At 60.7% G+C, this 17,198-nt stretch carries 15 protein-coding genes; 11 read left to right on the forward strand and 4 right to left on the reverse strand.

The features are described from left to right. Nucleotides 1-85 precede the first annotated feature (85 nt). From A0U87_RS17110 to A0U87_RS17120, 3 genes are read left to right on the forward strand one after another with little or no spacing between them, the layout of a single operon-like run. Nucleotides 86-814, forward strand: a complete 729-nt coding sequence (locus A0U87_RS17110) for a damage-inducible mutagenesis protein (RefSeq protein WP_137405790.1) — start codon at nt 86-88, stop codon at nt 812-814. Then, entirely contained in the window at nt 738-2,279 is a 1,542-nt protein-coding gene (locus tag A0U87_RS17115) for a DUF6504 family protein (RefSeq protein ID WP_137405791.1), read from the forward strand. The genes A0U87_RS17110 and A0U87_RS17115 overlap by 77 nt, the downstream gene beginning before the upstream one ends. Next, complete coding sequence (locus A0U87_RS17120; RefSeq protein ID WP_137405792.1) at nt 2,276-5,629, forward strand: error-prone DNA polymerase; 3,354 nt, start codon at nt 2,276-2,278, stop codon at nt 5,627-5,629. Before A0U87_RS17115 ends, A0U87_RS17120 begins: the two co-directional genes overlap by 4 nt. A gap of 24 nt (nt 5,630-5,653) precedes the next feature. Here the strand turns inward: A0U87_RS17120 and A0U87_RS17125 are convergent, their stop codons facing one another. From A0U87_RS17125 to A0U87_RS17140, 4 genes are all read right to left on the reverse strand, one after another. Then, entirely contained in the window at nt 5,654-5,854 is a 201-nt protein-coding gene (locus A0U87_RS17125; RefSeq protein ID WP_137405793.1) for a DUF5818 domain-containing protein, read from the reverse strand. 1 nt (nt 5,855) lies between these two features. Then, nucleotides 5,856-6,686 (reverse strand): S1/P1 nuclease, encoded by an 831-nt coding sequence (locus A0U87_RS17130; protein WP_137405794.1) that lies wholly within the window; start codon nt 6,684-6,686, stop codon nt 5,856-5,858. A gap of 428 nt (nt 6,687-7,114) precedes the next feature. Next, nucleotides 7,115-7,726, reverse strand: a complete 612-nt coding sequence (locus A0U87_RS17135; RefSeq protein ID WP_137405795.1) for a RelA/SpoT domain-containing protein — start codon at nt 7,724-7,726, stop codon at nt 7,115-7,117. Further along, a complete protein-coding gene (locus tag A0U87_RS17140) occupies nt 7,723-8,739 on the reverse strand; it encodes a hypothetical protein (RefSeq protein ID WP_137405796.1) in 1,017 nt (338 codons plus the stop codon). The genes A0U87_RS17135 and A0U87_RS17140 overlap by 4 nt, the downstream gene beginning before the upstream one ends. A gap of 484 nt (nt 8,740-9,223) precedes the next feature. Here A0U87_RS17140 and A0U87_RS17145 point away from each other — a divergent pair, with 484 nt between their 5' ends. From A0U87_RS17145 to A0U87_RS17180, 8 genes are all read left to right on the forward strand, one after another. Beyond that, a complete protein-coding gene (locus A0U87_RS17145; protein WP_125990383.1) occupies nt 9,224-9,646 on the forward strand; it encodes a transposase in 423 nt (140 codons plus the stop codon). Continuing rightward, nucleotides 9,643-9,996, forward strand: coding sequence for an IS66 family insertion sequence element accessory protein TnpB (tnpB, locus tag A0U87_RS17150; RefSeq protein WP_137405797.1), 354 nt, complete (start codon nt 9,643-9,645; stop codon nt 9,994-9,996). Before A0U87_RS17145 ends, tnpB begins: the two co-directional genes overlap by 4 nt. Before the next feature lie 67 nt (nt 9,997-10,063). Beyond that, nucleotides 10,064-11,632 (forward strand): IS66 family transposase, encoded by a 1,569-nt coding sequence (locus A0U87_RS17155; protein WP_137405798.1) that lies wholly within the window; start codon nt 10,064-10,066, stop codon nt 11,630-11,632. A 927-nt stretch (nt 11,633-12,559) separates the two neighbouring features. Next, nucleotides 12,560-13,858 (forward strand): hypothetical protein, encoded by a 1,299-nt coding sequence (locus tag A0U87_RS17160; protein WP_137405799.1) that lies wholly within the window; start codon nt 12,560-12,562, stop codon nt 13,856-13,858. 11 nt (nt 13,859-13,869) lie between these two features. Continuing rightward, nucleotides 13,870-15,141, forward strand: a complete 1,272-nt coding sequence (locus tag A0U87_RS17165) for a hypothetical protein (RefSeq protein ID WP_137405800.1) — start codon at nt 13,870-13,872, stop codon at nt 15,139-15,141. A gap of 10 nt (nt 15,142-15,151) precedes the next feature. Further along, nucleotides 15,152-15,853 carry a hypothetical protein gene (locus A0U87_RS17170; protein WP_137405801.1) on the forward strand — a complete coding sequence of 234 codons (702 nt, stop codon included), beginning with the start codon at nt 15,152-15,154 and terminating at the stop codon, nt 15,851-15,853. A gap of 167 nt (nt 15,854-16,020) precedes the next feature. Then, entirely contained in the window at nt 16,021-16,236 is a 216-nt protein-coding gene (locus tag A0U87_RS17175; protein WP_137405802.1) for a hypothetical protein, read from the forward strand. 19 nt (nt 16,237-16,255) lie between these two features. Further along, a complete protein-coding gene (locus A0U87_RS17180; protein WP_206366609.1) occupies nt 16,256-17,131 on the forward strand; it encodes an OmpA family protein in 876 nt (291 codons plus the stop codon). Nucleotides 17,132-17,198 lie beyond the last annotated feature (67 nt).

Raw genomic sequence — 17,198 nt, forward strand, 5'->3', positions numbered from 1 at the left:
GAACATATGAAGAACGAAATGCCATTGACTCCGGCGCAGGATTGGGGCGAACAAATGGGGAACATATTTTCGAGTCCCTGCCTCCATGTCAAAAACCGCCATCCTCGACGAGCTGCGTGCGCGTATCGCGCAGGTGGAAGCCGTGGGCGGTCGGCACCCGGTCCTTCCCTTCGGCCTAGAGGCTATCGATCAGCATCTGCCGGGCGGCGGCATCGCGACCGGCGCGCTCCATGAAGTGGCCGGAAGCTCGGATCTTGCCGATGATGCGGCCGCCACCATCTTCCTGGCCGGCATTCTCGCGCGGTCGCAGGGCATGATCATCTGGTGTCTTCATTGGCGCGACCTGTTTTCGCCGGCCCTGCATCTCGCCGGGCTCCTCCCCGATCGGGTCATCTTCGTGGAAGCGGGCAATGACACCAATGTCCTCATCGCGATGGAGGAATGCCTGCGTCACCCCGGCCTTGGCGGCGTCGTCGGGGAACTGAGGAAAATGTCCCTCACCGCCTCGCGCCGGCTGCAGCTGGCAGCCGAACAATCGGGCGTGCTGGCCATGGTCTTTCGCCGCGCCATGCCCCCTGAAAGCCAGGCCGAGGGCAGCGCCGCGCTGACCCGCTGGCGGGTGCGGGCCGTGCCCAGCCCGGCGCTGGGCTTTCCCGGTCTCGCGCGTCCGCGCTGGTCGCTGGCGCTTGAGCGCGCGCGCGGCACCGAACCCCAAATCTGGACCGTAGAGGGAAGCGATGAGACGGGTTGTCTCGCTGTTCCTGCCGCGCTGGTCGACGGATCGTATCCGTCGCAAAGCCGGCAGGCCGCCTGAAGGCGGGGCCGCACCCCTCGTCACCGCCCATGTCGACCATGGCCGCCGCCTGATCGCGGCCGTGGACGAGGAGGCGCGCCGGCTTGGCATAGCCGGCGGCATGACGGTAACGCGTGCCCGGTCGCTGGCGCCGGAGCTGGACGTGGTGGATGCCGATCCCGAGGGCGACCTTGAGGGCCTGCGCCGGCTCGCTCTGTGGGCGGGAAAGCGCTATTCTCCGATCGTCGCGCCCGATCCACCTGATGGCCTGTGGATCGACATTACCGGCTGCGCCCATCTCTTCGAGGGCGAAGTGCCACTCCTCAAGGACATGATGCGCCGGGTCAGTGGCTCGGGCCTCGCCTGCCAGGTCGCGGTCGCCGACACGCCCGGTTGCGCCCATGCGGTGGCACGGTTTGTACCATCAGGACGGCCGAACATCATCGAGCCCGGCGCCACGCGCGCCGCGCTCTCGATCATGCCGGTCACCGCGCTGCGCATCGAGCCGGGCGTCGCGAGCGAACTGCGCCGCATGGGGTTCGAGCGCATCGAGCAGCTGATCGCCGCGCCGCGTGCGCCGCTCGCCAAGCGATTCGGCCGCCAGCTCTACAAGCGCCTCGACCAGGCCTTGGGCCAGGTGCCCGAACCCATCGATCCGATCTATCGCGCCAGCTTGCCGCGCGTCCGGCGCAGCCTGCTCGAACCGATCGGCACTGCCGATGCCATCGCCCAGGTCATCGCCGACCTCTGCGCCGATCTTGCCCGCCTCCTGCTGCGCGCGGGGACAGGCGCGCGCCGGCTCGATCTTCATTTCGAGCGGGTCGATGGCGCCAGGCAGGCCGTGCGGGTCGGGACTGCTTCCCCCTCGCGCGATGTGCGTCATTTGGCAAAGCTGCTCTCCCAGAAGATCGAGACGATTGATCCGGGCATGGGGATCGAGGCCATGGCACTGGTCGCGTCGCTCACCCAGCCCATGGCGGCCGCCCAGGTCGGGAGCGTCCTTGCCGGTGAAGAGCGCGGCCCGGATCTCGCCGCGATCGTCGATGCGCTCGCCAATCGCTTTGGCGCGCGCAGCCTCTATCGCTCGGCGCCGCGCGCAAGCAGCATGCCCGAACGCGAAGTCGGGCATGTCGCGCCGCTGTCATCGGCCGGCGGCGCTGGCTGGGCCGATGATCTTCCCCGGCCTGCCCGCATGCTGGTCCCGCCAGAGCCTGTCGACGTGATGGCGATGCTGCCCGATCATCCGCCTGCCATGTTCGTCTGGCGGGGGCGGCGCCATCGGATCGCCCAGGCCGATGGGCCAGAGCGCCTGCATGGCGAATGGTGGCGTGAGGGCGGCCATGAGGCAGACACACCCTATGCCGTGCGGGATTATTTCCAGGTCGAGACGGTGAGCGGCGCGCGATACTGGCTGTTCCGCATGGGGGATGGTGAGCAGGCGTCGACCGGCCCGATGCGCTGGTTCATCCATGGTGCCTTTGCATGATGTCCGAGAATGATCACGACCATGATCTCGAGGACGATCTTGAGGGCGCCCGCTATGTCGAGCTGCAGGTCACCAGCCATTTCTCCTTCCTGCGCGGCGCCTCCAGCCCTGAAGAGCTGTTCTCGGCCGCCGCGCTGCTGGGCCTGCCAGCCCTTGGCATCACCGATCGCAACAGTCTGGCTGGTGCCGTGCGAGCCTGGGACGCGCAGAAGGTCATAGGCTGCCGGGCGATCATCGGCTGCCGGCTGGACCTTGTCTGCGGCGCCTCTCTGCTCGTCTATCCCACGGACCGCGAGGCCTATTCGCGGCTCTGCCGGCTTTTGAGCATCGGCAAGGCCCGTGGCGGCAAGGGCAGCTGCCATCTCGACTGGTCGGACGTGGCGGACTGGGGGGAAGGAATGATCGGCATATTGGTGCCCGACCGCGCCGATGCGGCGTGCGAGGAGGCGCTCGACCGGCTTGCTGCCATCTTCGGCTCCCGCGCCTATCTCGCCCTTTCGATCCGGCGCCGGCCCCGCGATGCGATCCGGCTGCGCGATCTTGCCCGCCTCGCCGCGCGCGCCGGGGTGCAGACCGTCGCCACCGGCGACATTCTCTACCATGCGCCCGAGCGACGGCTGCTGCAGGATGTGGTGAGCTGCATTCGCGAAAAATGCACGGTCGACACGCTGGGCCAGCGCCGCGAGCGTTTTGCCGACCGGCATCTCAAGTCCGTCGCGGAAATGGAGCGGCTCTTCACCCGCTATCTTGGCGACCTGACGCCGCTCCGCCGCAGCGTCGAGATCGCGCGGGCCTGCCGCTTTGACCTTGGTCAGCTCACTTATACCTATCCCGACGAGATCGGGGAAAGCGGCCTTACCCCGCAGCAGGAACTCGAGCGCCTGACCTGGACAAAGGCGCCGAGCCGCTATCCTCATGGGGTTCCCGACAATGTCCGCGAACAGCTCGCCCATGAGCTTCGGCTGATCGGCGATCTTGCCTATGCGCCCTATTTCCTCACCGTCCATTCGATCGTCCAGTTTGCCCGATCGAGGGATATTCTCTGCCAGGGGCGCGGCAGCGCCGCCAATTCGGCGGTCTGCTTTGTGCTCGGCATCACCTCGATCGATCCGGTCAAATCCGAGCTGCTCTTCGAGCGCTTCGTGTCGGCCGAGCGGCGCGAGCCGCCGGACATCGACGTCGATTTCGAGCATGAGCGGCGCGAGGAAGTGATCCAGTGGATCTATGAGACCTATGGCCGCGAGCGTTCGGCGCTGACCGCCGTCATCTCCCGCTTTCGCGCCCGCGGCGCGGTGCGCGAGGTAGGCAAGGCGCTGGGCCTTAGCGAAGACATGCTGTCAGGGCTTTCAAGCCAGGTCTGGGGCTGGGCGCGCGACGGCGTCGAGGCCAGACATGCGCAGGAGCTCAATCTCGACACGAGCGACAAGCGCCTGGCGCTGACGCTCGAGCTTGCCCGCACCCTCATCAATACGCCGCGGCACACATCCCAGCATCCCGGCGGTTTCGTGCTGACCCTGGGGCGCCTCGACGAACTGGTCCCGATCGAACCCGCCGCCATGCCCGATCGCCAGATCATCGAATGGGACAAGGATGATATCGACGCGCTCGGCTTCATGAAGGTCGATGTGCTGGGCCTTGGCATGCTGGGCTGCATGCGCCGCGCCTTCGCTCTCCTCGAGGATGACAAGGGGATCATAATGGACCTGGCCTCCATTCCTCATGATGATCCGGACACCTTTGCGATGATCCGCAAGGCCGATACGCTGGGCGTCTTCCAGATCGAGAGCCGGGCGCAGATGGCGATGCTGCCGCGGATCAAGCCCACCAAATTCTATGACCTGGTGGTCGAGGTCGCGATCGTGCGCCCGGGCCCGATCCAAGGCGATATGGTCCATCCTTACCTGCGCCGCCGCGAGGGCAAGGAAGCGATCAGCTATCCGACGCAGGAACTGCGCCGGGTGCTGGAAAAGACCCTGGGCGTCCCCCTCTTCCAGGAGCAGGCGATGCGCGTCGCGATCGAATGCGCGGGATTCACGCCGTCGGAGGCCGATCTGCTGCGCCGGGCGATGGCGACCTTCAAGCTGACCGGCGGGGTTTCCCATTTCCGCGACAAGCTCATCAACGGCATGATCGCGCGCGGCTACCAGCGCGACTTTGCCGAACAGACCTTCAAGCAGATCGAGGGCTTTGGCTCCTACGGTTTCCCCGAAAGCCATGCCGCCTCCTTTGCGCTCATCGCCTATGCCTCGTCCTGGATGAAATGCCATCATCCCGATGTCTTCTGCGCAGCGCTCCTCAACGCCCAGCCCATGGGCTTTTATGCGCCCGCCCAGATCGTGCGGGATGCGCGCCAGCATGGGGTCGAGGTCCGCCCGATCGACGTCAATCACAGCCGCTGGGACTGTACGCTCGAGCCGACCAAAGGCCGCTATCATGCCGTGCGGATCGGACTGCGCTATGCGCGCGAACTAAAAAATGCAGACGGCGCCGCCATCGTCCTCGCCCGCGGTCATGAACCCTATGCCAGCGTCGAGGAGATCCAGCGCCGCGCCGGCGTCAGCGGTCGCGCGCTCGACCGGATCGGCCATGCCGGTGGCTTTGGTTCGCTGGCGCTCTCACGCCGCGCCGGCCTCTGGGAGGTGAAGGGTCTTGGCGAAGAGGCCTTGCCGCTCTTTGCCGCAGCGGACGCGCGGGCAGGCAAGCTCCGCCCCGAGGCGATCGAACCGGACGTGATCTTGCCCCAGATGGGCGAAGGCGAGGAAGTGGTGGAGGATTATCGCGCGATCGGGCTCTCGCTGCGCGCCCATCCGCTCGCCTTCCTGCGCGACGAACTCGCCCGCCGCAAGATGGTGACCTGCGCGGCACTGAGGGATATTCGCGACGGGCGATGGGTCAATCTCGCCGGCCTCGTCCTCCTGCGCCAAAAGCCGGGCTCCGCCAAGGGCACCATGTTCATCACGCTTGAGGATGAGACCGATGTCGCCAATCTCGTCGTCTGGCCCAGTCTCTTCGAGAAACATCGGCGCGTGGTGCTCGGCGCTTCGATGATGGGCGTGCGCGGCCAGGTCCAGAAGGAAGGCGAGGTCCTCCATCTTATCGCCCAGCGGCTCGACGATCTCTCCCCTCTCCTCGCCAGCGTTGGGCGGCGAGAGGATGTCGCCAGCATCTATCAGGTCAGTCGCGCCGATATCGCGCGAAGCGCCATGGCCCCCGATCCGCGCGATGCAGCGAACCGGCCGCTCAGGCGCGGCCCCCGCGACCTTTACGATCCCGATCTGCGCCTGGGCTCCGGCATCATTCCGGGACAGCCGACAGAGGGCATCAAGGTGAAGACACGGGATTTTCGCTGATAGGCGGCGGGCCGCCCATGCAGCTCAGGCCGGCTCGATCCGCTCGACATCGAGCATGTCGAAATCGGACCTTGTTCCTACGACCCGGACCTTTTCGCCAAGAAGATGCCGGCAGGATCTGGGGCAATCGAGCCGCCATTTCCCGCCATCGGCGACACGCAGCACGGGGAAAGGACCATCGCCAAGCAGGATGCCGATGAGTTCGTGCCGCGTGCCGCGTGACATGTCATTTGCGCCTTGCAGGCTTGCGCGCGGATCCGGCCTCGGCCCCGTTCTGGTCCTGAGGATTTTCGAACACCCAGTTGAGATAGGCGGCGATGCGAATGCCGCCGCGCTTCAGCCGATCATTAAGCTCGAGACGGTGCTGATAGGCATAGTCCCAGGACAGGTTGGTATCGGTGGGATAGATGGTCTTGCGCAGTGCGATGCTCTCGCGGATCCAGGTGCCGGGATCGCGATCATTCCAGGCAATGATCTCGCGCGGCGTGATCGATCGGGCCAGCCAGTCGGCAAGTTCGGAATAGGATAGCGATCGCTGCTCGATCATCGCGCTGTCCCAGACCGAATGGAGATTGGTTGAGCGGCCGAACCAGGTCACCTTCACGTCATTGCCGCCCCGGTCATTGCCGCCGCCGGCATGGAGCGGCTGGTGAAGATCGCCGATGATATGGACGATGAAGCGCAGGGCCAGGCGCTTGTCGTCGATCGAAGCTTTAGGATCACGCAGGGTTGCGGTGAAGCGAGCGAGCCCCGTCATCGCGTCGCCTTCGGGCGGCGCGTCGGCATTTGCATAGGCGTCGCCCTCGCGCACGGTCACATAGTGCCAGGGGCTGGCCTGCTTCTGCCAGAAATCGGCAGGGTCGGATTTCATGTCGTCGGGCCAGGTCGCCGCCTGTGCCAGATCCTCCTCGCCAAGGAGAAGCTGGACATTGGCGCGGGCCAGGCCGCTCAGGTTCCGATCGGCGATCGCCCCGGTCACCCGGTGGCCGATCGGTCCCCAGGCGAGAGCGGGCGAAGTCATCGAGATGAGAGTGGCGGTCAGGATCAGTTTACGCATGAGCGCACCATTAGCGCTTGTCCGCGCACGATCCAGCAATTCAATTATATCGTTGACGCTTAAGGCTACGCTCTCTCGAGTGAGAAAATCGGATAGGCGACTCCTGGGACTTAGCCGAATGACAGCTTCGGAGCTCAGCGACGTCGATTCCAGACGAGGTCCGCTCTTTGTTAATCCGCGCCCCGACCTGTGCCAAATGTCTCGACGACGGCCAAATCGCTTCGACCAGGCACAAGGCGTAGCCGCACCAACAGAGCCAGAGATCGAGCTCATGGCGTTGGCATGCGAGTTGGCCCGCCGAATGGTCACATAGCACCCGACCGCGCCGCATCCGGCCAGCACCTCTAGCCGCGAGGGTCAACGCGAGCATTCGCTAAGCCCCGAATACGCCCGATCGCACCGCCGGATAGGTAAAGCATGGCCCCGCACTAGTCTGCATGCCTTTTCTGGAACAGCTCGTTGAATACACGATCGGCGCCCCATGCCTGCGCAGACGTGTAGGCCAATTGACGAAGATCGTCGCGCTCAAGTGGTTGATGGCCCGGCTTGTAGCCGAGGTCGTGGTTGGCTTCCGACCAGGCGTGTTGGAACAGGGTCTTGATCTGTAGCTCGAAACAGAACGGCACGTTTGCCTGATCGTAAGCTGGATCGATCAGGTCAGGCGGAAACGCCAACACGTGATGATTGCCGAAATAGCCAAACTCCCAATCATTCTCGGGAAGCATTTCTTTCGACTCGATGGCGTGGAAATAGCGCTGCACCTCGTTGGAAATCTGTTCCACGTCGTCCTTGTAGAACGTGATGATGCGCGCACCTACCTGATCCTGGATCTGGTGCAGAGGCTCTTCGTACTTGGGCACGCCTTCGCGCGTCACGGCCCTTGCCTTACCCATAAACCTGTCGATCGATTTCGGCCTCGTCGTGATGCGATCAATGCGGGGTTGGTCCGAAAGGATGTCCTTCAGGAATGCTTCCAGTTTGTTCGCGATTGGAAGCAATACCTGATCGTGACGATAGCGATATTGGCCTTCAAGTGTCATCGGCCCTTCTCCAGCTTCTCACTCACAACGGCTCCCACGGTGCTGAACTTGATCTTGCCGCCGTCCGCCTGGGCTTCGTGCTCGAATACGTCATCGAACGCCCCCGCGTCGGCTGTCAGCATCGCACCGTTGTCGAGTTTCACGGTCCGGAGAGGCAGCTGCTTCTTGAACTCCTCCGCGTTAAAAAGGAAGTTGTCGGCGGCAAGATCGGCGCGATCCAGTTGCCCGATCACGGCTGCCTTCGTGTTCGGCGTAAAACCAAACTTGTTGCAAAACCCATCGACGCTAATCGATTCCGATCCAAGGCCGCTGGCGAGGGTAGCCGCCGCGGTAATCTGCTGTTTGACCTCGAGATCATCGGTGGTCCTGATCGCTTTTTTCAGGGCAACCGCCAGACGCCGGGTGCCAAACGCAGGACTGGTGATGAAGTCGGACAATAGGAAGTCCCTCACCCAGTAATCCGAGGATTCGAAATCCTGGCTGTTGATTTGCTTATCGACAGCCATGCCGGTCCAGAAACCGCCCTGAAGCGAAGCATGCTTGTAAACCACAGCCTTGTATGAGTGCGCGTTTTTCATGAACACGCGATCGATGAACTCAACGGTCAACATGTCAGCCGCTTCGTTCACGAGCACGCCATTGTTAGCGCGGAACCGCGAAATCACCACCTTGTGGTCAGTGCCCTCCTTGCCCTTGATCAGGAAGAGCAGGCCTAGGCCTGACCGACGAGTCGTAACCAACCCCAATTGCTCCGCGAGACTACGGCCAAGGTCCACGCTAGGTGTCGCAGCGTAAGCCGTGAGCATGTCACGCCGCGCATTGGCCTGACCGCCGGCGGCGTCCTTCTTGAAACCGATGCCGATGTTGCATTCGGAATCGGCTTTCTCGTAAACGCTCTTCATGAGGTCAAACATTTCGCCTTCATGTGGAACCGGGCTTCCGACAATGGCTGTAGGTTCAGGCTGATTCTTATTCGGGTGAACCAAGTAGGTATGAACAATCTCGATCGGCAAGTTTAATCCCTTCTCGCCCCAGCGTTGAACGGCGCCTCAAACCCAATCGCGCCTGAGCAGACACGCGAAGCCCTGCGTGCGATGCGTTATACTCTCACCAATTTGACGAGAATTTGTTATCATTTCAATATTGCTCCGAATTAGGCAAAGTAGTTCTCCTCCGCATCTCGCGATGAGTAGCGATATCCTACGAGTGAGAAGAGAGCGGTCTCGCCGCGCGCTTCTAATGGGATGAGATCCATTTTTTAGGCGATCCGCGCACGTACAACGTCACCGCCCGACACGGTCACTACCGATCCGAGGTCATCGAAATCGCCTGAGTATTCCGTGACTGGTCTGAGCCCCGCGGATATCCACCAGACGTGAGTGGATTCTGGCTCTTGACTGGCTTGGACCGATATTGGGGTGTAAGCGCCAAAACCTCCCCACATTTTCGTAGCTGCTGATCTGTCTATGTTTTGCCCCTCATCCGAGGGGTATCGTAGTGGCTGATGATGTAAGAACATTCGAAACAGGTTTCGAAAGGCAGGAGGGCCAGCGGCCCTCGCGTATGGATGTCATTCCAGCGGGACCTTCGCGTCGCCGCTGGTCGGCCGAGGCCAAGGCCCGGATCATAGCGTCGAGTTTTGAGCCCGGCGCCAACATCGCAGAAATCGCACGGACGCATGGGTTACTGCCGCAGCAGCTTTATGCGTGGCGGCATGACAGCATTCCAGGCAAGCGCCTGGCCAGCAAAAAGCTGGGCTTCGTCCCGGCGGTGGTAGAAGATGCGGGCGGCTCCGGCCCGGCTGATGGTGGAGGCGATGAGATCGTGATCCGCACGGCAAGGCTGGCGATCCATGTGCCGCCAGGGGCGAGCGAGGATCATATCGCCCGTGTGCTTGCCGCGGTGAGCCGGTCGGGATGATCATCCCGCCAGGGCCGCTCAAGGTGATGGTGGCGACAAAGCCGGTCGACTTCAGGAAAGTGGCCGTCAGCCTGGCGGCGCTGGTCGAGCATGAACTCGGACTCAAGCCCTTCTCGGGGGTGGTCTTCATCTTCCGCTCCAAGCGGGCGAACAGGATCAAGCTCCTGGTCTGGGATGGCAGCGGCCTGGTGCTCGTGAGCAAAGTCTTGCAGACGGGGGCCTTCCATTGGCCACGGGCGCAGGATGGCGTGATGCGGCTGTCGGCATCACAGGCGTCAGCCTTGTTCGAAGGGCTGCAATGGTCGAAAATGCACACGCCGCGCGCTCAGGTTCCGGTGACGACGCGATAGGTCGCAAGCCTGATTCCCCTGATCGAAATGCCATTGCGGACTGCCCGGAAACTGCCAGAAATAGGGCATGTCCGCCACGGCAGCCGACCTTCCTGACGATGTCGCCATCCTCAAGGCGATGGTCCTGGCCGGCCTCGAGCGTGAAGCTCGGATGCAGCATATCATTGACCAGATTACCCGGACGACATTCGGAAAACGGTCGGAGAAACTGAACGAAGATCAGTTGGCGCTGGGCCTCGACGATCTCGATGTCGCCCGCGCTGAACTGGAGGCTTTGGCCGAGCAGGCAGCGGCTGCCGCAGGACAAAAGAAGGAACGGGCGCGAAGGGAGCCCGGGACAGCGCGGGCGTCGCTGCCGGCACATCTGGCCCGTGTCGAGGAAGTGATCCTCCCTGACGAGACGGAATGCCCCTGCTGCGGAGGCGTGCTGCACTGCATCGACAGCGACATATCAAGCCGGCTCGATGTCATCCCTGTCCAGTATCGCGTCATCGTGACGTCCCGTCCGAAAATGGCGTGCCGGGCATGCAGCGATGGCGTGTTCCAGGCGCCTGCGCCCAAGCATGTAGTGCCAGGCGGCCTGCCCACCGAGGCGCTGATCGCCGATGTTCTCGTCAAGAAATATGCCGATCACACTCCCTTCTACCGGCAGGCACAGGCACTGCGGCGCCAGGGTATCGAGATCGACAGGGGGACAATGTGTAACTGGGCAGGCAGAGCCGCCGCCTGGCTCGGCCGCCTGACCAGCCGGATGAGGGCCGACCTCCTGTCGGGCGCGAGGCTGTTCGTGGATGAGACCACCGCGAAGGTCCTGGCTCCCGGCACTGGCAAGGTGAAGACAGGATATCTCTGGGCGATCGCTCGTGATGATGGAGCGCATGGCGGCACCGATCCACCGGCTGTCGCCTACACCTACATGCCAGGTCGCGGGAAAGTCTGGGCGGAAAAGCTGCTCGGGGACTTCACCGGCATCGTCCAGTGCGACGGCTATGGCGCGTACAAGCATATCGAGGCGCTGGACCGAAGGGCCGGTCCCGGAACGCTCGCCTTCTGCTGGGCACATGTCAGGAGGGGCTACTTCGACGATGCCAAGGGCGGCAACGCACCGGTCGCCGATGAGGCCCTGCGGCGGATCGCCGGGCTCTACAAGATCGAGGCTCGTATCCGAGGCTCCAGCCCCGAACACAGACTGACGGTACGCCAGGCTGAATCCGCTCCGATCATCGCGGACATGCTGCCATGGCTCAAGGAAATGCTGCCCAAACTACCCCGCGGCTCCCATACAGCCGAGGCCATCGGTTACACACTCAACCACTGGAAGGGCCTCGTCCGCTTCCTTGAGGATGGACGGATCGAGCTGGATAACAATACCGTCGAGCGCTCAATCAGGCCAATTACCCTCCAGCGGAAAAATGCCCTGTTCACAGGCCATGACCTGGGGGCTGAAAACTGGGCAACCTTCGCCAGCCTCATCGAAACATGCAAACTGGGCGGTATCAACCCGCAGGCCTACCTCGCCGATGTCCTCGCACGCATCGTCCTGTGCGGCGACACAGATCCCATCGATGATCTGCTCCCCTACAACTGGGTAGATAGTCGCGCCACCGCCAGCCCCGTCATCGATCAGGCCGCCTGAGCGCTCCCCTGTGGGAGTGTTTTAGCGCTTACATTGGGGTGAGCATTCTCGACGCTGCTGCGGACTGTGTCGCGGAACGGGAAAGCGGTCGGTCCACCCTTCGTGGCGGGAATAGGTGGCTGCACGGCTGGGAAGGGTTGGATGGGCTTCGCCCGACGGAATAATCCGACTTATCCTCCGCTTCGAAAATCCGCCAATTTCACTCAATTTTAAGACGTTCCCGATCAGCAATCAAAGACTTGTTTTGGCCATGAAAAGCCTCCTCCTCGTCACCTCTCAAAGGTGTCGCGCATCTATTGACCCAGGGGTTGCGCCGGGAGCGTGATGATCGAGACTTGGGTACGGACCTCATCAGCATAGCCCGACCAGGGCCGGGAAAAACCCGGATAGAGGAAGCGGGAAATTGAGCGCACAGGTGATGCACGATCCGAGGAAGCCTGCAAGGCCCCCTTATTCAGCCTGGGCCACCCGATTGGGCCATTTCTGTTCAGCATCGAAGCTCTTCGAAGTGGGCGCGTGATGGGAGGGAGCCAGCATGTTCAACGGGCCAGAGCGTGGAAGCTGCCGATCGGCAGTCGAGATGAGATCCGAGGCCGAGCGACCTGCAAGGGTCTGGACAGTGAAAAATAAAATCCTGCTGCAGATCGTCTGGAAGAACGCCAGCGAAAATCCATAAATATTCGCCGCTGTGTGCGCCAGGACGGTATTTGAGTAAAAAACATGGCTTTCGCAATCTAGATGACGATAGAAAATGCCCCTTCGTGAGAGAAATTTTGAGCCTAAGTCATTAGTCCGATATGGAAATTTCAAGGGTTGACAGTTTCTCGACAGAACTTAATCGGTCATGGCGTAGTTATTATATGCCAATCTCACGGTGGGGCGTGAGATCGTCGAGGTTTTTGGTCTTTCAGGCAAAACGGGGGGTAAATGAAATCCGTATCTGCATATGCGCAGCTTGATCTGTCTGAGCGGGGCGCGCTTACAGCCGCATTACTTGAAGGTGTTCCCAATGAGGCTGGCTCGCAATCGGTGGTTCTGACCGGCGCGCGCCAGCTTTATGATGCGCGCCAACCGGGCCTTTTGACGCAGGGAATGGCATCTTGGTTTTCCAAGAATGTCGCCTCTCTTCGGGTTGCAGCAATCTCTGAAATGAAGAATGCGTTCGAGTCCGATTCAAAGGCGAACGGGGGAGTCGAAGGCGTCTATCTCGAGAATCGCCGGGATTTCGCACAGCAAAAGTCAATCGACGCGGCCATCAAGCAGGTGGAGAACTTCGCCGACAAGCACAAAGTGCAGATCGCGGACCATTCTCGCACGCACGAATCATACCGGATTCTCCACAGCAGGCTCGGTCGCGAGCCTGTGCGGACGAAATCCTGGATCTATGTTCTTTGCCTATTGGGCATTGTTTTGCTTGAGGCTTTCATAAATTTCGAAAGCTTCATGAAGGTACCATATATCACCAGCCCGTTCCTTGCTACCGGGGCGACCATGGCTGTCGGCCTTGCAGTGGGCTTTGCCGCCCATTTCCATGGCGTTGTCTTCAGGCAATGGGCCTTTTTGTTCCGTCCCCAGGAAAGTGCCGAAGGCAATTTCGAAAATCGCCGTAATGATGCGATCAGAAGGCTGGTAATTGGCGGAATTCTGCTGACTATCGCCCTGCTGATGGTTGGCGCTTCCCGCTATTATTATCTGCGGGAATATATCGTAAACGCTTCGATCCTGGGCGTTGCGGCTCCCTCAATGTTCGGCGGCATTTTCTTCATGCTGCTCGGCAACATCGTGGCCTATATTATCGGCCTCCTCGTAGCCTACGCCATGCATGATCCCCACCCGGTCTATGCTGAACTGGATCGAAAGTTGAAAGCCTCATCGAAGCGTATCGAGGATCTGAAGAAGGAGCGGGGACGCGCTCAGGAGGAATTGCGGCAGGGACTGGCTTCGGAACTGAGCGCCATTACTAATCAGGAATCCTCTGCGCGCGGCCGGTCTCATCCCGAACTTCGCGAATGGGCCAATCAGATTATCAACAAGGACCAGGAAGTAATTGGAGCGCTACTGGCTTATCGCCATGCTCTTCTCCGGCAGCTGGGTCACAGAGCGCAAGACCCTATGTTCCGTTATCCTGACGGTGCTCACGCGATCCTCCTGCCTGTCGCTGGCGATCAGATGCTGACCGGTGACGAGTATGCGTCGTTGCCACTGAGCCTTGGTTTTAACGTTTAGGACATCCTTACATGAACAGCGTCAAGCTCTTTGGAGCGGTCGTTGCGATCGCTGCAATTTCTGCGTGCGGCTCGGAGCCCGGCATCACCGGCTCCGAAACGAAAAATGTCAAACTTGAGGAATTCTGCGCGACGCCAGGCCTTGCGCCTGCCGTGCGGGAAACCCTTCTGGTCATCGATCAATCTGCGGTAAAGCCTGGAAAACCTGAAACTTTCCGGACAGATAATGCTGAACTTTTCAAGCTCATCACTGGACTGGCTGCTGCCGATCAGGCGATCAGCAGTGGGGTGATGGCGGCGCGCGAGCGGCTGACGATCACGGTCGCCAATGCGCATACCGGCGGCCTGACCCAGGTCTTTACTGGTTGCTTGCCCGGCATGTCCCAGGATGAACTGGCGGCGCGTGCTGCAAAGGGAGAGGATGGCAGCATCGATACCTTCTTCGGCTCAGACATGAAGTCCAAGCTTGAAGAGGCCCGTACCACATTCATGACCAAAGTCATGTTGATGGTTGTGCAGATTGCCGGTGAAGAAGGCTCCGGTGCCGGCGACAGCTTTGGCAATTCTGGCTTTGTCAAAATCCTGGGGGGGATCGGCGCTGGTTCGGGCCGGCAGGATAGCGTGCGCCGCGTATTCCTGTATACCGACCCGAGCCGCGCACTTGCGGCAATCCCAGCCAATGTGGCTGAAGCGCGGACTGCTGCATTTGCGCAAGCTTCCGATGCGCACTCCAATTTGGGGATGTCGGAATTCTATCTCATTCCGGCGGGTCGTCCAGCCGAAGGCGTTCAGCGCGATTTTCTCGACGCCTACCTCCTTGGCAGTGGCGCTGACCTGAAGTTCGCGGGAACCTTCTCTCCCGACAGTGTCGCCAAGATCCCGGTCAGCATCGTCAATTATACCGGTGAATTGCCGCTGACGCCAGAGATCAAAAGCCCCTTGGAAATGCGGCTCGCGGCTGCTGCCGACGGGACGTTGGTCAACTCCTGGATATCCTACACAAGTTCCAGAGGCGTCCGCCGAACCCCAGTTTCCGGACAATTTGTGTGCAATCCTGACGGTTGTGAACTGCGGGGCGATCCGGACAGAGGGCTTGGTCAACGCTGGCGGACGGAACCTGGCGCAGCACCCCAGCCTCTTGTGGATGGTCCCTTTGGTGGGATGCGGCTCATCAGCGGCAAGGACAATGGTCAGACTTTGACGGCTCGAATTTTCGATCCGGTGATATTTGTGGGGGAGAAGGGCGACATTGCTTTCACAGCCCGTCGCTCCATTTCAAAATAAGGGGGAAACCATGAAAGTCATTCGCGGTGTAACTGCGGTGCTGGCGGCGTGCCTCACCGTGAGCCAACCAGTCCTGGGGCAGGCAAGTGACGCTACCTATAATGCGCGCGGGCAGCGCCTGAGCGGAAAGACCGCTGTAGAAAAGACGATCGGCAAATGTGTCCTGGCACTGGTGATTGGTGGCGGACTGGGCGCAGCACTAAAGGGCAAGAATGGGGCTGCTATCGGGCTTGCAGCAGGTGGCTTGGTATGCGCGCTGATGATGAAAACGGCCAGTGACAAGGACAAGGCCCGAGTGCGTGCCGCGGAACTTGAAGCTTTCAATTCAAATGCAATGCAGCGCGCCAGTTGGACTACTGACGATGGAACGCCGGCAGAGCTGGCGGTTATGCCCTCGGGTCAGGGAAGCGTGCTGATGACGAGTGCCGGTTCGCTCGAATGCCGGCGCGACAATCAATGTCGTATCGGGGATTCCTGGTTTCCCAAAGACCAGATCTTATCCAAGCAGGCGCAAGCGAATGCGCCCAAGATTGTCAAGGCGTCGTTCGAAAGCGCAGAGGAACTTGTCTGTCGCCGCAATCGTGTAACTCTCGGAGTTCAAGGACAGGTTGTTTCGGACGGAAGCGATACAGCCTGCCTGGTCGGAGATACGTGGGTTACAGGCGATGCCCTCAAGAAGAGCAAGATCAAGGAAAGCAATATCCTGATATGATGTGGCGGACCGGGTTCCCAGCGTGCTCTGTGCTGATTGTTGCACTGTTGGCGGGATGTTCCTCATTCAACATGGCACCATCGTGCGACGAGACAGGGCCCGGCCTTCAACGACACTTGGCAGCACCCAATTCAAGGGTAGCGCCGGATTATGCTAGATTATCAGAGTTGATCGAGGTCTCTGCCATCGCCGAAATCCATTCCGGCTACAATTACCGTATTTGCGAGGCGCAAATCGAGGCTCTGGGCCAACCGAGATCTGTGCGCTATCATGTCGAGCAGTCCGAAGGCGTTCAGGGTTGGTACGAAATTGAATTGCTCAACCTAGGCGAAGGCGGCCTCGCAGACTTCATCATTGAATTGAGAGCCGCTTATGCGAACTAGAATTCTGTCGCGCTGGCCCTTGACGCTTTTGGCTGTGTCAATGTGCCTGTCGGCGGCGGCGTCGCTGACGGCGCAAACAGTGCGATACCTGTCTGATGAGGAAGCGCTGGCCCTGGAGCATCAGACGCGCTTCTCACGGCTCAAGCGCTTTGCGCAAGCGAACGGCATTTATCCTGAGCCCGAAATGCATAGCTACGTCATTCCGCGCGACTTTATGCCGGCTGATTTCCATTACGACATCCCGGTTCTTCGTATCGTATTTCCGGAAAATACCTTCTTCGACACGGCATCAAGCGAGATAAAGCCCTCTGCGATCCCTATCATTAAGGCGATGGCATCAATGCTTGACGGCGATGTGCCTGACGTGAATGTTTTTGTCGCTGGTCATGCAGACAGCCGCGGCGGAGAAGTCTATAATCACAATCTCTCTGTCAATCGGGGGCGCAATGTTGCCGATATTCTGAACGGCTCGCGAAAAAATCACGGCGCTATCTGGAGCATTGGCTTTGGCAAGAGCGTGCCACTCTATCCCAACGATTCTGACGTGAATATGGCGTATAATCGCCGGGTGGAGTTCCTTATCTCGTCGCGTCCGGATGCCATCGCATATTGGTTACAGGATCAAGTGGTAGATGTTTGCCGGACGTCCGACGCTGCTGCGCGCCTGCGGTGCATGCGAGACTTCAAAACAGAGCGGAAGTTGTTCGTGGCGGAGAAGGCAAGACAGAGCGTTGTTTCCCTTGCCGAACGTCCGGTGCGAGTGAGCCCTTCACCAGATGTAAAGAGGAAGGCTGTGCCAGAGAGCGAATCTCGTGTCGCGGTCAGGCCCAATCAAGATTCTATGACTATAAAACTCAATGAAAATCGGATCCGTGTGCGGTCAATCGAACACTGAATAGAGCATTGTCGAATGCGGGAGCGATCTTGTGTCGGTTCTGATCTTCTTCCTGGCGAAAGCTGTG

The sequence above is a fragment of the Sphingobium sp. MP9-4 genome, from assembly GCF_005281675.1.
Classification (GTDB): domain Bacteria; phylum Pseudomonadota; class Alphaproteobacteria; order Sphingomonadales; family Sphingomonadaceae; genus Sphingobium; species Sphingobium yanoikuyae.